The organism is Tolypothrix campylonemoides VB511288_2 (assembly GCF_045999855.1).
In the GTDB taxonomy this organism is placed as follows: domain Bacteria; phylum Cyanobacteriota; class Cyanobacteriia; order Cyanobacteriales; family Nostocaceae; genus Scytonema; species Scytonema bouteillei_A.
Genome location: NZ_JBFPMW010000001.1, coordinates 268968 through 284974 on the forward strand (window position 1 = coordinate 268968; position 16007 = coordinate 284974).

The following is a 16007-nucleotide window of genomic DNA, read 5'->3' on the forward strand; positions in this document are numbered from 1 at the left end:
TGGGAATTATGGCACGTCTAGCACTGCTGAGTGTATCTAACAAAACTGGTTTAATCGATCTTGCCCGTAACTTGGTGGAAGAGTTTGACTTTGAAATCATCAGCAGTGGCGGTACAGCTAAAGCTTTGAAAGATGCAGGAATATCAGTAAAAAAAGTAGCTGATTATACAGGTTCGCCAGAAATTTTGGGTGGACGAGTCAAAACACTGCATCCTCGGATTCATGGCGGTATTCTCGCTCGCAGAGACTTACCTGAAGATCTCACAGATTTAGAAAATAACCAGATTCGCCCCATTGATTTGGTTGTGGTGAATCTTTATCCTTTTGAGGAAACTATATCTACTCAAGGTGTGACTCTACCTGAGGCGATTGAACAAATAGATATTGGTGGTCCAGCCATGCTTAGGGCTGCATCAAAAAACTTTGCCCACGTTACAATTTTGTGCGAGCCAGAGCAGTATGAGGAATATGTACAAGAAATGCGCCGCTCAAGTGGCAATCCATCTTTTGAATTTCGCCAAAGATGTGGTTTAAAGGGATTTTTGCATACTTCGAGCTACGATCGCGCCATCGCTGAATATCTCAGTCAAAATATCTCCCCCAATCGTGAGGGAGAAGTGTTTGACAGCTACAATCTTTCTGGCAAACAACTGCAATCTCTTCGCTATGGAGAAAATCCCCATCAAACTGCAGCTTGGTATCAAACGGGGGCTCACCCAAGTGGGTGGGCAGCAGCAACTAAACTGCAGGGCAAAGAACTTAGTTACAATAACCTAGTAGACTTAGAAGCATCTCGAACTCTGATTGCTGAATTTACCGAGACAAGCGCAGCCGCAATTATCAAACATAACAATCCTTGTGGTGTTGCTCTAGGAAAAACTCTTCACGAAGCCTATCAAAAAGCGTTTAATGCCGACTCTATCTCTGCTTTTGGTGGAATTGTCGCCCTCAACCGTACCATTGATGCTGAAACTGCAACTGAATTAACAAAGACGTTTCTAGAATGTGTGGTTGCTCCTGATTGCGATGCTCAAGCACAAGAGATTTTGGCTGCTAAGTCAAAAGTGCGGGTATTAACATTACCGCACCTCAGCAGTGGACCAAAAGATTTGGTGAAAGTCATTGCAGGAGGGTTTCTCGTACAAGCCGCTGATGATGTAGTTAATGATACAAGTCAATGGCAATTTGTCACGGAGAAAAAACCTACAGAACAAGAGTTGGAAGAGCTGCTCTTCGCTTGGAAAGTCTGCAAACACGTCAAGTCTAATGCGATCGTTGTGAGTCGCGATCTCACAACCTTAGGGATAGGTGCAGGTCAAATGAACCGTGTTGGCTCTGTCAAAATTGCCTTAGAACAAGCAGGGGAAAAAACAAAAGGGGCATTTCTTGCAAGTGATGGTTTCTTTCCCTTTGATGATTCGGTCAGAACTGCAGCAGCAGCTGGTATTGCTGCTATTGTTCAACCAGGAGGCAGTTTGCGCGACCAAGATTCTATCAAAGCAGCCAATGAATTGGGTTTAATTATGGTGTTAACGGGTACTCGCCACTTTTTACACTAAGGTTAGTGAGCGGTTAGTAGTTATTGGGAGAATCACCAACCACTAACTACTAACTTATATGCAGTTTTTAAAGTGTCCCTTTAGATATATGCCAGTAAATTTCAGTCGTGATAATCTATGTTCAAGTGTGAGGAGTAAGTTGAAACGAAAAGCGCTTGGAGTCGAAACACGGCAAGACGTTCAGGCGCTTTTTGCGTGAGGTGAAAATTTCAGCTAGAGCATCGAACCTGCATTGCGGCTTACCAACATAAAGAAGTGTCACAAAAACAGTTGTGGTTATAGCTAAAAACATATAGCACTTTATTTTTCAATACCACTTAGGTAGTTAATTGGTAAAAACAATCCAAAAAAGGTTCAGTTTGTGAAGTGTCACCTTTCCCACTTGCTCTCAGACAAAGACAATGATATTCTCTAGTTGTGTGTGAGGAGCAAGTGTAAATCAAAAAACGTCTGGGGTGGAAACACGGCAACACTCCCAGGCGTTTTTTGCATTCAAAGATATTGTAGAGAAGTTGAAAAAATCAACTTGGTGAGTGGTTCTCTCAATCACTGCTAACTCCTAACTATTAACAACCAACCAAGTACAGTTTGTGAAGTGTCACCTTTCCCACTTGCTCTCGGACAAAGACAATGATATTCTCTAGTTGTGTGTGAGGAGCAAGTGTAAATCAAAAAACGTCTGGGGTGGAAACACGGCAACACTCCCGGACGTTTTTTGTTTTGAGTAGAAGGCAAGAACGCCCGGTACCACTGAAATTAAAATTTCAAACCAGTACCATTCTGATTAAAGTCTTCAACAGTTTTCTGTGATAGTTCGTGAGTTGTTATAGCTTGCAACATTGCTAAAGGTAGTGTCAGATGAGCAGCCCCAGCTTGAAGAGATGCTGCTGCTTCTTGTGGCGATTTAATACTAGCCGCCAGAATTTCTACATTGCTTCTTTGAAGTACACTCGCCATATCTCTTACTAAAGCAATACCGTCACCTAACAACTTGGTAGCTCGATTGACATACGCGATCGCAATTTTAGCCCCTGCTTCCCGTGCGACTGCTGCTTGCGCTGCACTATAAATGGCCGTTACCGAACAAGTTATTTCCGGGGACAAAAACGCTACAACTTGAAATCCCAAGGACGTTGCAGGAATCTTTAATATAGTTCGCTCACCAATAATTTCACAGGCTTTTCTTCCTTCTGCCACCATTCCATCAAAATCAGATGCTGTCAGTTGATAGTATAAAGGTCCGTTTGTCAACTGTGCTAATTTTTGTAGCGTGATTTCTGGTGGTTCGTGGCTTTTCGCTAAAAGCGTTGGATTTGTTGTAATGCCTTTAACCCATCCCATTTTGCTGGCAATTTCAGCTTCCGAGATAATTGCAGAGTCTAAATAAAGTGCCATAGATTTCCCAAGATGCCTCAATACTTTGTATGCAACACTACTATGTTGCCAGTAATTGCGTTCGAAACTATTTTAGTATTATTTTATACTATTGTAAAAATGTAAAGTTTTTTAATGGAAACAGATTTCTCTTATAAAATATTTCTTTAGACAGATGCAAGTTAATAATGAGATGTACATAAAAACACAAATTAACCGAAGATATCCGAGCCAAAGGCTAGAATTATATGGTTTATGAATTATTATAATTTTATGCTTCTACCTAAAGAGGTAAGTTTATAGTAGATCCATAACACCAAAGTATTTACTGAGTATTACTTCCTTTAGATGCCATTCGATGACCAATTTTCCCAGGCAGGATTATAGATCCACCCATAAGAGTTGGTAATTTTAGAGCGAAAAGGGAGTAGAAGTTCCCACCGCTCCTCTAAAAGAGGTGTCTGGGATGTCAACTGATATTTACTGAGGCACAATTGATGAAAATTCTGGTAGTGGAGGATGATGAAGCAACTGCCACAGCCCTGACAAAAGCGCTGAAGTCTCACAATTACGTAGTGACGAGTGTGGGTGATGGTTCCGTTGGTTTGCAAATAGCACAAAACTTTGAATATGACCTTGTTGTGCTAGATGTCATGCTCCCTGGGCTTGATGGTTTTAGTCTTTGTCGGCAACTGCGGTCTCTAAACCATCAAATGCCGATCGTGCTACTGACCGCAAAAGATAGCAGCATTGACAAGGTAAGAGGATTTAACGCAGGTGCTGATGATTATGTAGTCAAACCCTTTAATTTATCAGAACTTATTGCTCGCATTCGTTCCTTACTGCGACGTGCTAACAAAGATATTGTGGCTTCCGTATTGGTTTGGGAGAAACTACAACTTGATACTTATAAAAGTACGGTTACGTATGATAAAAGACGACTGCATTTAACAGCAAAAGAATATCAGTTACTAGAACTTTTTCTGCGAAATCCCCATCGGATTTTTAGCAAAAGTGCAATTTTAGAACACCTTTGGTCAAGCCCTGAATGTCCGGGCGAGGACGCCGTTAAAACCCATATCAAAGGACTCAGGCAGAAATTAAAAGCGGGTGGAGCTAGCGCAGATTTAATTGAGACAGTTTATGGCTTGGGCTATCGGCTCCAATACTCTTGTGAGGATGAAAAACCTACATTTACGCTTTCTAGTTCAGAGTTAACAAAAACAAGCAAGCAGCAAGCGGAGTCTAAGGTTGTTGCATCACTGACCCAACTATGGCAGCGGTTTAAGGATAGCTTTGTTGATGACGTGACATTACTGCTACAAGCGGCTACTGCTTTACAGATACGTGTTCTTAAAGCTAACGAACAGCAAACAGCACTGCAGGTGGCACATAAATTAGTAGGGGGATTGGGGTCTTTTGGCTTTACTGAAGGTTCAAAATTGGCTCGAAAAATTGAGCAATTGCTTCAAACAACAAATATAGAGCCAATTCAAGCACAACAATTAGTGGGAATGGTTGAATCGTTGCGACAAGAACTGGAAAAACCCTTAGCAATCACAACTCCCGCTTTGTCATGTAAAGTTCAACAGGCTTTGTTGCTAGTTATTGATGATGATGTCGCTTTGATAGAGCGAATTCAAATGGAAGCAAACGCATGGGGCTTTCAAGTCAATGCAGCAACTAGCTTGGCTATTGCTAGGAATGCGATCGCAAACAACCCTCCCGATGTTATCTTACTCGACTTAACCTTTCTCGATCCTGACGAGAGTGGATTGGCGTTCTTAGCTGAACTCAGAGATCGAAACCCAGAAATCTCGGTCATTGTTCTGACTGGAAAAAGCAGTTTGACAGAGAGATTGGAAGTTGCTCGTTTAGGAGGTCGTGCTTTTATACAGAAATCGGTCCCTTGTAGTGAAATACTCAAAATGACTTATCAGATAATCAGTTGTACTCAGCCACTAGAAGCAAAAGTAATGATTGTAGATGATGACCCAAGAGTTTTATCTAGCGTGTCCGCCTTATTGCACTCTTGGGGATTGTATGTCACGGCAATAGCTGAACCCCAAGAATTTTGGCAAGTTTTGGAAAGCACGGTTCCAGACCTTTTGATATTAGACGTGAAGATGCCTGATATTAATGGGATTGAACTTTGTCAGGTGGTACGTAACGATCCTCAATGGTCTCAACTACCAATCGTGTTTTTGTCTGCTTGTTCCGATATAGAAATAGTGCAGCAGGTATTTACAGCGGGTGCAGATGATTACGTGCAAAAACCGATTGTCGAACCGGAACTGATTGCTCGTGTTTTCAATCGACTAGAGCGAACAAAAATGTTACGCGAACTAGCAGAACGTTGACTTTGTGGAATAATTTTGTCATCTCAATGGCTGCAAGAGCAGTTAATGCAAGAATAGTTCGCTCTTAATGAATCCCTTCCTACAAAAAGATGACTTGTGGGTGTAGGATTGGTAATGTCAACTCTACAAGCTAAGTGGAATTTTAGAGGGGAAAAGGAGCATTAACCGGACTTGAGATAACTGGTATTGTTTGTCAGCACAAGTTATGCTAACTCTCTCAAATACTTGGAGCTACCATTACATACAGCTAGCACTATTTGTCAGCATTAAGGAATATGTTATTCAAACACATACTTTTTGTATCATTTTGTTAGCAAGTTTCAGCCTCAGCCTGGTGTTTTTGTGTTTCATATACTATCTTTTAAATCGCCAAATTAAGTGTCAGCAAGCGGAACTGGCATTACGATTCGCCCAATTACAACAGACCAACGAGCAACTGCAAAGAGAACTGAGCGAACGCAAACGGACAAAAGGTTTGTTGCAAGAAAGCGAAGAACGGTTCCGTAGTGCTTTTGAGAATGCGGGTATTGGGATGGCAATAGTCGCAACGAATGGACGTTGGCTGCGGGTTAACCGTTCTTTATGTGAAATTGTGGGCTACTCAGAATCCGAATTGCTAACCACAACCTTTCAGGCAATTACCCATCCTGAAGACTTAGATACCGATTTGGATTATATGCACCAAATGCTTGGTGATGAAATTCGTTACTATGAGATGGAAAAACGATATTTCCACAAGCAAGGGCACGTAGTCTGGATTTTGTTAAGTGGATCGCTGGTTCGCGATCCTGACGGTCAACCACTTTACTTTATTGCTCAAATCCAAGATATTACTCAGCGCAAACAGGCAGAAGAAGCTTTGCGCGAAAGCGAAAGACGATTTCGAGCGATCTTTGACCAAACCTTTCAATTTATCGGTTTGCTCAAGCCGGATGGTACTCTTTTGGAAGCAAATCAAACAGCGCTAGATTTTGGTGGCATCAACCATGCAGATATTGTAGGTCGGCCCTTTTGGGAAGCAAGATGGTGGACGATTTCATCAGAAATTCAAAATCAGTTAAAAGACGCGATCGCTCGTGCTGCAACAGGTGAATTTGTACGCTATGAAGTGGAAGTTTTGGGACGAGGAGAAATTGTTGTGACGATTGACTTTTCCCTCAAGCCCGTGAAAGATCCGACGGGAAAGATCGTTCTACTCATTCCGGAAGGGCGCGATATTAGCGAGCGCAAACGAGTCGAGAAAATGAAGAACGAGTTCATCTCAATAGTTAGCCATGAATTGCGAACTCCACTAGCTTCTATCCAAGGTTCTTTAGGATTGCTTGCTTCTGGACGGCTTAACAATTTACCGCAAAAGGCACAACGAATGTTAGACATTGCAAAAGCTGAGACTGAACGCTTGACTCGTTTAGTTAATGACATTCTCGATTTAGAACGGCTTGAGTCAGGTAAAGTCTGCCTCAATAAAACCTTATGTAATGCTGCAACTCTCATGGAGCAAGCAGTGGAATCAGTACAATCCCTTGCGGAGGAAGCAAAAATTGTGCTTGTTGTTTCTCCACTATCAGTTCAAATATGGGCTGATTGGGATCGTATAATTCAGACTCTTGTCAATCTGCTAAGTAATGCCATTAAGTTTTCGCCACCTCAAACCACAGTTGAACTGAGTGCAAAACTCTCCCAAAATCTAACACCTAACATTCCTCAAGTTGTATTTCAAATTAAAGACCAAGGTAGAGGTATTCCAGCAGATAAGCTAGAAACTATCTTTAGGCGGTTTCAGCAAGTCGATGCTTCAGATGCTCGCACGAAGGGAGGAACGGGATTGGGATTAGCTATTTGCCATACTATTGTGCAGCAGCATGGCGGACATATCTGGGCAGAAAGCACCTTAGGACAAGGAAGCATATTTTACTTTACTTTACCCCTTCTACAAAAATCAAATACTAGTCCTATATTATGCTAAGTACAAACACTAAGAAGCGTATGTAAATTATGCCCAGGCGAATTCTACTCATAGACGACGAAGAACGTCTCCGCGAAGTCATTCAAACTTGTTTAGAAGTCATGGGTGATTGGGAAGTATTAACCGCAGGAACGGCAAACGAAGGTTTGGTGAAAGCTGAAACGGAACAACCCTATGCTATTTTACTAGACGTCATGATGCCTGAAATGGATGGTATTACTCTATTTCGTCATTTACAGCAAAACCCTGCTACTCAATCTATTCCAGTCATTTTACTGACTGCAAAAATGCAGCCTGTCGATCGAGAGCAATTTGCTCAACTAGGTATCGCAGGAGTTATTGCCAAACCTTTCGATGCTTTAACGCTGGCAGATCGAGTGACTGAATTACTAAGTTCTACCTAAACAATTCAACAGATAACTCTTTAGGTCATTGCTATCGGCAACAATATCATATGGCGCTGTTTGCTCCTAAAAGAAATCGTCACAGTAATCTTGCAAAAAATACTCACGCTCTATAAAATTAACAGTTTTTTGCATGAAAGATATACCAACATTTTGTTTAATTTGCAAACTCAGTTGACTGGAGCCATATGCCCTTTTTAAATCTCCCATATAAAAGAAAGCTTTTGCTAAAGATTCCAGGCAACGAGCTTCTTCTATCCGGCTGCTTAGCTGACGGGCAATTTTTAAACTCTCTTGGTAAATCTGTAACGCATCTTCAATAAAATATTTAGCTAAATATAAATCTCCAAGATTCCTCATATTTTGAATTTGTAACTCATCTGCACCTATTTCTTTTGCAATCAACCAACTCTTTTTGTAGTACATTGCTGCTTCTAGGTGATTGTTCATAACTTGATAATGAATTCCTTGACGGTGCAACAGGTGAGCCTCCAAAAAGCGCCATCCCAAGTCTTTAGCAATTTCTAAACATCGACCACCAATCTCCATTGCTTGAGCATATTCACCCAGGAAATAGTGGGACAAGAGCATTTGATAAAGAACTGGTATTTCACTTTTTTGAACATCCATTGTTAAGAAGATGGTTTGAGCTTGTTTATAGTACTTCAGTGCTAGATAAAACCCATCTTGTTGATAAAATGTATCACCTATCAGTGCTAGCACATTTGCTTCCCCTATTCGATCTCCAATCATTCTAAAAATTTCTAAAGATTGCTGATAGCAATCTCTTGCCTCATAAAACTGCCCCATATCAAAATAAACATTTCCAAGAGTAAATTTTAATGATATCCCTTCTAGTGGTCGGTCGGCATACAACCCCAATAACTGATTGGCGAGTTCTATTAAACTCTTCAATTCATTTGTTTTCTGATTCTTTCTAAGGAAATATATTTTATCTAATACGATCTGTATTAAATTTGTATTAATTAAATCTTGGCTGTTTGATAAAATATCACACCTTTTACTATTAGAGTTAACTAGTAAAATTTCTATCAAATCGAGATAGGGTTGATAATATTTTTGTTTTTTCAACTTTATCAAGAAGTTATCCATATTTCTCATCCTTAACAGGCAATAGAGAGAAGTCAAATTTTAAAATTTAAAATTAACGATCTATATAAGCCCAATCAATGAATTTAAAACTTAGACTTACAAGAAAAACCATGCAAATGCATGGTTTTTGGGCTGATATCTGTTATTTAAACCCTATTTCTATAGGTTACTTTACAAAAGTGAGAAAAGCGTGAGGGGTGTGTTAATTTTTCGGTAAAATGTATTTTTGTTAAAAAATATTAATTTTATGACTTCTAAAATTTTCTGCAACCTTTACGATATATATCAATCCTATTTGCGCTCCAAACAGCAGTTTGCTGTAACAACAGCCAAACACATTTTATGGCAATAGCAAACTTAAAGCGGCATGAAGCTGTTAAGCATGATGTTAATGGTCTCATTAGCTTCTTTAGCAACAACTCTAGAAAGTGCTGAATTAATTCGAGAGGGTGTTAAGCGTTTCATTATGCAACATCACAACCAAAGTTTGGGTGCCATATCCTTATCGTTAGTTGCTTGCTATCCAGAAGGCAGTTTGGCAGGAGAGGCTGTAATAAAAGCTACAAATACTGTGTTGTATCATACCAAGAAGGTCGCGATCGCGTTTGTATTGCTTACTCTTTACTCAATACTTGATACTCAAGAGTAGTTAATACTTGAGGCTGGCACCATTTAACCTGGGCAAACATCACTTGCGAGCCTTCTTGTTCTAAGTCTTCGATGTAGCCAGCTTGCAATCTATTTGCTTCCTCGGCACTCATAAAAGGGCCAAAGAAATAACTACAACGCGGAAATACAGTAATAATCTCGATCCACCAAGCTAATTCCAACGGTTCTGGTATCATTTCAGTTGAGTACATAACGACCTTCTATATTTTTAGGAGATTTAAGTTTGATAATACATCATCAATTAATTAGTTATGTGGAGAGTTTATTTACTCCTGCATCATGTTTTATTTATATGTATCAAAAAAACTCAATTTCAAGGCGATCGGACCAGAGATTGCAAAATTAACACTTTCGATCGTAAAATCATGACAATTCCTGCCAAACAAAAGCTGAATGAGAAGAATTGGGATGATAATTAAATCTTCTTAAAAATTGACGATACAATGAAGTGATTTGAAAAACCAATGGTTAATCTACCCAATTTCTAAAAAACAGATAGGGAATTTTACCCAAAGATTGTAAAGTTCTATAAATTAAACAGAATTCACAGCAGGAATCGTATTGAATTTTTGAACTCCTAGAGGTAGCTCCACCTTCCCCTATCCCTATTCCCGACTTTCAGAACAAACAACCCGATCGCGCCCTTCTTTTTTGGCACGATACAAAGCTTCATCAGCTGCATGGATAACTGATTCTGCGGTCAAACCGTGTTCGGGGAAACACGCAACTCCCACAGACAAAGTCATAGTGCCAAGGTTTTGATTGCGGTTTTGCAACTTGAGAAGCTTTACACCTTTCCGGATTTGTTCGGCTCGCTCAAGCGCTACTTCTAAAGATGTTTCCGGCAGAATTAAGGTCATCTCCTCACCACCATAGCGACAAGCGATTTCGGATAAGCGTACCTGTTTCTTTAAAAATCTCCCTAACTCTCGTAGAACCATATCCCCAGCTTCATGACTGAATGTATCGTTAAATCGTTTGAAGTAGTCAACGTCAAGCATCATCACGCCCAAACAAAACTGCTTGCGTTTGGCTCGTTGAATCTCTCGTTCTAAAGACTCTTCTAAATAGCGACGATTAAACAATCCCGTTAGAGGATCGCGAATATTTTGCTCCTGAATCGTTTCATGAAGCTTTAAGTTTGCCAACGCCAATGCGATGTGTTCGGCAACTGTAACTGCTAACTGTTTTTTTGCTGTGGTTAGCTGTCCTGGCACATGAGAACTTAAATGCAGTACACCCATCGCCTTTCCCTGTGCCATCATGGGAACACACAAAGTGTCTGTGAAAAGAGCATTTGGAATGATATGCTTGCACTCCAAACTGCAAGCATCAACTGCAAATAAGTGTGTACGTCCGCGTCGCAATCCCCAACATTCTCTTGGAGTAAAGATTTTTTGACTTACAAGGGTTTCATCACTCCAGGTGGTAACAGCCTCTACTAGGTTTTTTGAGGCATTTATCAAAAACACACCTCCCGCCATATTGGGAAATAACGATTGAATTAATCGAGATAAAGTGTAATATGCTTCGTCAACAGTCAAACAAGCTTGTAGCATATCGCTCAACTTACCCATCAGAATAATTTCATGATTGCGCTGCTCCAATTCCTTTACCCAATTAGTCAGTTCTGCATTCAACTGTTGAAGTTGGACTGTACGTTCTGCCACTCGTGTTTCTAAATCGGCTTTTGCCCGTTGTAATTCGAGTTCTGCTTGTTTGCGAATAGTAATATCTGTAAGCGTTAAAATGCAGCCCTTCAAACTGCTTTCTGGGTTGGAGAGCAACCGCGCATTGAGTAGTAAATTAAATTGCTGTCCTCCTTTTTGTTGGAAAAAGACTTCAACGCCTTGAAAACTTTCTCCCTTAAGAACAGTTAGAACAGAAAAGCTTTTTTTGGTTTCCCAATTATTTTCTGTTCCAATTTTTGTAGCGTCTAATTTTTCTGAAGATCGCGTTTCCCAGTTACTCTGATAAAGTTGTAATGGAAAAATAACATCAAAGGGTTGGAATAAAAGATTTTGTCCGCAAAGCTGATGCGCTGCTATACTTGCACGAATAATCTGTCCGTTTTCATCACAAACAACGATGGCTTCAGCTGCTTGTTCGACAATGGAACGAGCAAGCTTTTCAGCAATAATAATTTCTTCATTCCGGTTTTTTTCTGTCAAATCTGTGACAATCAAGGAGGTGATTTTGACATTATTCATTGTCAATAAATAAATATCCACGTGGATAGGGACGGTGGTTAAATCGTTAGCAATTAGGTTAAATTCTCCTTGAGAATGTTTTCTTTCTTGCTGTAGCAACATTTGAAATCCCGGCTTTTGCTCGGGTGCAATATACTCGTTAAAGCCGGAACCAATAACTTTTTTTATAGATCGTTTTACCAAACGTGCTAAACTTCTATTACAGTAAAGAATAAATCCATCATCTGTTAGTGTAGCTGCCCCTTCTTTCATCTCTTCTAGTAAAATTCTATAAAGAGAATCATTATTTTGTAAAGTAAAAATCTGTTCGCCTTGACTTCCCGAAACCACTAAAGCGTCTGCCTCTCCGTGACAGATAGCCCGCAAAGTTTCTTCAGCAAGTTCAAGGCGCGAACTCAGTTCTTCGATCTCTTTTTGTAATTCTTCCCTTGATTTGTCATTTGTCATTTGTCATTTGTCATTTGTCACTGATTACTAGTCAACACTCAGATCTGTAGCTGTAACTACCCGATCGCGACCTTCTTGTTTAGCATGATATAAAGCTGTATTAGCAGCAGCAATTATTGCTTCTCCTGTCAAACCGTCGTCTGGAAAAACGGCGACTCCCAAGGATATGGTGATCGTAGTGAGAGAATGGTAGCGGTTGTGGCAATAAAGGTGCTTGACATCTTCTCGTATTTGCTCGGCTCGTTTTTTAGTTGCGTCTAAAGATGCTTCCGGTAGAATTAAGACTATTTCTTCACCTCCATAACGACAGGCAATATCACCCCCTCGAATATTTTTTTCTAAAAACTTAGCTAACTCTTGCAACACGTTATCACCAGAGTTTTGTCCAAAAGTATCGTTAAAACGTTTGAAATTGTCTATATCCAGCATGATAATTCCTACAGATTGCTGTTTGCGATCGGCGCGGCTAATTTCCCGCTCTAAGGATTCTTCTAAATAACGGCGATTGAATAATCCAGTTAGAGGATCGCGGATGCTTTGTTGCTGAAGAGCTTCATGCAATTGCAGGTTTGCCAGTCCCAAGGCAATGTGTTCGGCAGCTGTTATAGCAAATTGCTGCTTCGCTTCTGTAAGTTTGTCTGGTTGATTTGAACTCAAATACAAGACTCCTAAGGCTTCTCCCTGAGCCATCATGGGGATGCAGAGTGATTCAATAGAAGTGGAAGATTCGCAACAATCTTTTTTTCTATGCTGACAGAGTATACTTTCTGTAGTCCTATCTGCTAAATGCGATCGCCCTCTACGAAGCCCCCAACATTTTCCCGGTGCAAATACCAACTCTGTCGTTTCATTGACTTCTCCCCAAGTTGCTACCGCTTCGAGTAAGTTTTCTGAATTGTTAAGTACAAACACGGCACCCGATACATCAGGAAATAAAGGTTGAACTAATCGAGCTAAAGCTTGATGTGCTTCATCAATAGACAAACACGCCTGGAGAATATCGCTTAATTGACTCAGTAAAGCAATTTCGCGATTGCGTATTTCCAATTCCTCCACCCAGCTATTGAGTTTAAAATTAGCTTGTTCCAAGTCTCTTTTTGCCTGCTTCAATGCACTTATATCATGAACAACCGAGTAAAGTAGTGTTTTTCCTTGACGTGTCACCGGGCAAGAGTAAATTTCCACATCTCGAATTTCTCCACTAGCAAGTTTGTGGCGAAACTGAAAGTAACTTTGTTGATTGAATAGATATTGCTGCATGAGAGAAAACACCTGTTCGGCAGGTAAAACATTGATGTCTGTAATCATCATTTGTTTGAGATGTTTTAAGCTATAACCGTAGAAACGACAAGCAGCTGGATTGGCATCAACAATGACTCCCGTATCGCGCTCAATAAGCAATTTAATTGCCAAGTTAGTCTGAAACATTTGGCGGTAAAGTTCTTCACTTTCATGTAAAGCAATTTCCGCTTGCTTCCTTTCTACTAAAGAGGCAACAAAGTTAGCTAAACTAGTTAGTAATCTGAGAAATGAAGCGTCTAGCTGTACTCGTTCGGGATGCGCTAAGGTCAGTACACCAATGACTTGTTGATTGACAATCATTGGTTGACAGACAAAAGTCCGAATATTAAGTTGACCGATTGTTTGATGCGAATCATATATTCTAATTTGGGAAGACTCTATTTCATGAGAGTTAAAAATTTTAATCATAGGTTTTCCCGTCAGAACAACTGTTCCAGAAAGAGTCCGTTCTACAGGAACTTCTAATGTATCGCAAGCAGCTAGTGAAGCAACTCCCGTTGTTCCAACAAAGCGCATCATTTGACTTGCTGGATCGTAAAGTTCAATTGTAACTTTAGGAAATCCAGTTGCATGACTAATTTCGGTTACAGCATCTTGAGCAGCTAGTTTCAAAGAATTAGTCCGTAATGCAACTTCAGAAAGTTTATACAGGGTTAGTAATTCTTGATTTCTTATCTGAAGATCTGCTTCTGCTTGTTTGCGTTCGGTTATGTCAACTGCTACACCTCCTACCAAAAGTTGTTCGTCTATATCAAACATGGGAAACTTATAAACCAAAAACTCACTCAGCGTCCCATCTGAAGACATAGCAGACTCATTCACTTCCAGAACTTGTCCTGTTTGTAAAACATGTTGGATATGTTCGAGGTGTTGTTGGGCAAGATGAGGCGGATTAAAATCAAAAATTGTTTTACCAATAATTTCCCACGTTGAGCGCTGATACCAACGTTCAAAACTTTTGTTGCAATAAACTAACTGACCTTCACCATCGGTAATCCAAGATAAAGGGGGAATGTGATTCATAAAAGCTTGAAACTGCGCTTCAGTTCTCCGCAAAGCAGCTTCAGTTGCTTTCAGCTCTGTTAAATCCCGTAAAATCACGGTAAATGCGTTACTGCTAACTAATTCTAATGGAGAAATCGATACTTCAATGGGGAAGAATGCTCCATTTTTCCGACAACCTGTCATCTCCCGACGTTCTCCTAAATTCCTATTGGCTGTGTTGGAGTTGTAAGAGGTAAAGAGGTACTGGGAATCTCCATTTGGTAAATGTTTTGGAATTAGCAAATCAAGTGTTTGTCCCAAAATTTCTGAAGTTGTGTAGCCAAAAACTTTTTCGGCTTCTTTACTAAAAAGTACAATCTTGTGCGAAGATTCTACTGAAAGAATTGCATCTGAAGCATTATCCAAAATACCTGCCAAACGGATACCTGCCGTCAGTAGGGCTTCTTCAGTTTGCTTGTACTTTGTGATATTTCTATTGATTTCTACAATTTCTGTTTCTCCCCGATTGTTTTGTTGTAATACCCAATAGCTGGCAACAAGAATTTCGGTTCCATTCTTTTGACTGTGAATAAGTTCTCCTTCCCATTTCCCGCATTCAAATAAGCAGTTATGCAATTCCGGTAATGGTTTAGGAAAGCGTACTTTAAGTAGCGAAGAAAACTCTTTTCCTACAGCTTCTTGTTGAGAAAATCCATATATTTTTTCAGCGCCACAATTCCAAAAAGTAATCATACCATCTCCATCTCGAATGATGATTGCTTCTTGCACTAAATCGATAATTTCTACTTGTTTTTGTAGTCTCTGCTCTCGGAGTAAGCTCTCTTTTAGTTTAGTTTGCAATTCTTTATTTACATAGTTAAGTTGTAAATTTTTTTTAAATAAATTTACAAAAAATGTAATTTTTGCTAATAATATTTCTGTCTGAGTTTCCATACACACATAATCTACTGCACCAACTTCATAACCTTTAAGAACCATTTGTTCGTTAGCAGCGAAAGTACTTAAAAAGATAATGGGAGTTTGTTGGTTCTTTGGATTTTTCCTAATTAATTCGGCTGTTTCAAAACCATTCATTTCCTCTATTTGAACATTTATTAAAATAACGGCAAACTCTTGTTCGATAATTTGAGATAACACTTTTTCACCAGACAAGGCTTTAACTAGATTTTGTTCCAATTGATTCAGTTTTTCTTCTAAAAGAAGTAAATTAGCTACGCTGTTATCCACAAGAAGAATATTGACCTTCTGTTCGGTTAATTTTTCCAGATTACACAAACATGGCTCTAATTCTTGACTACACTGAATAACAAAACTGTTCATAACTATTCTATGGATTTTCAAGGCTAAAAAAGCTTCTCTGTACACATCAATTACTATCAATTGATATATTAACGAAAATTAATAAAACAGATTTTTTAGAAAAGAACTGTGTATATAAATAATAAATGATTCCGACCAATAACTAAGTGCTGAAAATAGAAAAATCTCCAAGTTTAATTAATTTTTTAGAATTTCTACTTAAAAAATTAATTAATATTAAGCTGTTGTATAATTATGATAATATTTTTGAAATATACTTGAGGTATTGTCCAGGTACA

General features: G+C 39.5%; 11 protein-coding genes. 6 read left to right on the forward strand and 5 right to left on the reverse strand.

All coding sequences use genetic code 11. The annotated features are described in order from the left end of the window. Positions 1-8 precede the first annotated feature (8 nt). Positions 9-1559, forward strand: coding sequence for a bifunctional phosphoribosylaminoimidazolecarboxamide formyltransferase/IMP cyclohydrolase (gene purH / locus AB0756_RS01155; RefSeq protein WP_038077536.1), 1551 nt, complete (start codon positions 9-11; stop codon positions 1557-1559). 756 nt (positions 1560-2315) lie between these two features. Here purH and AB0756_RS01160 read toward each other — a convergent pair. Beyond that, positions 2316-2954 (reverse strand): transaldolase family protein, encoded by a 639-nt coding sequence (locus tag AB0756_RS01160; RefSeq protein ID WP_038106388.1) that lies wholly within the window; start codon positions 2952-2954, stop codon positions 2316-2318. A gap of 476 nt (positions 2955-3430) precedes the next feature. On the opposite strand from AB0756_RS01160, the gene AB0756_RS01165 reads away from it, so the two are divergent. From AB0756_RS01165 to AB0756_RS01175, 3 genes are all read left to right on the forward strand, one after another. Next, positions 3431-5293, forward strand: coding sequence for a response regulator (locus tag AB0756_RS01165; RefSeq protein WP_038106387.1), 1863 nt, complete (start codon positions 3431-3433; stop codon positions 5291-5293). Between the two features lie 205 nt (positions 5294-5498). Further along, the gene (locus AB0756_RS01170) at positions 5499-7259 is read left to right on the forward strand and encodes a PAS domain S-box protein (RefSeq protein WP_082051658.1); all 1761 of its coding nucleotides are present in this window, start codon (positions 5499-5501) and stop codon (positions 7257-7259) included. 29 nt (positions 7260-7288) lie between these two features. Further along, positions 7289-7663 (forward strand): response regulator, encoded by a 375-nt coding sequence (locus AB0756_RS01175; RefSeq protein ID WP_038106386.1) that lies wholly within the window; start codon positions 7289-7291, stop codon positions 7661-7663. A 66-nt stretch (positions 7664-7729) separates the two neighbouring features. Here the strand turns inward: AB0756_RS01175 and AB0756_RS01180 are convergent, their stop codons facing one another. Then, positions 7730-8776, reverse strand: a complete 1047-nt coding sequence (locus AB0756_RS01180) for a tetratricopeptide repeat protein (RefSeq protein ID WP_050045523.1) — start codon at positions 8774-8776, stop codon at positions 7730-7732. A 382-nt stretch (positions 8777-9158) separates the two neighbouring features. Here AB0756_RS01180 and AB0756_RS01185 point away from each other — a divergent pair, with 382 nt between their 5' ends. Then, entirely contained in the window at positions 9159-9425 is a 267-nt protein-coding gene (locus AB0756_RS01185) for a nucleotidyl cyclase domain-containing protein (protein WP_137986204.1), read from the forward strand. Here the strand turns inward: AB0756_RS01185 and AB0756_RS01190 are convergent. After that, on the reverse strand, positions 9391-9636 hold the full coding sequence (locus tag AB0756_RS01190; RefSeq protein WP_050045525.1) for a DUF1816 domain-containing protein: 246 nt from the start codon (positions 9634-9636) through the stop codon (positions 9391-9393). The two genes, AB0756_RS01185 and AB0756_RS01190, sit on opposite strands and share 35 nt — an antisense overlap. A 60-nt stretch (positions 9637-9696) precedes the next feature. Here AB0756_RS01190 and AB0756_RS01195 point away from each other — a divergent pair, with 60 nt between their 5' ends. Next, positions 9697-9864, forward strand: a complete 168-nt coding sequence (locus AB0756_RS01195) for a hypothetical protein (RefSeq protein ID WP_153021575.1) — start codon at positions 9697-9699, stop codon at positions 9862-9864. A 186-nt stretch (positions 9865-10050) separates the two neighbouring features. Here AB0756_RS01195 and AB0756_RS01200 read toward each other — a convergent pair whose 3' ends face one another. Then, positions 10051-12102 (reverse strand): sensor domain-containing diguanylate cyclase, encoded by a 2052-nt coding sequence (locus tag AB0756_RS01200; RefSeq protein WP_050045526.1) that lies wholly within the window; start codon positions 12100-12102, stop codon positions 10051-10053. A gap of 27 nt (positions 12103-12129) precedes the next feature. Then, the gene (locus tag AB0756_RS01205; RefSeq protein WP_408019810.1) at positions 12130-15729 is read right to left on the reverse strand and encodes a PAS domain S-box protein; all 3600 of its coding nucleotides are present in this window, start codon (positions 15727-15729) and stop codon (positions 12130-12132) included. Positions 15730-16007 lie beyond the last annotated feature (278 nt).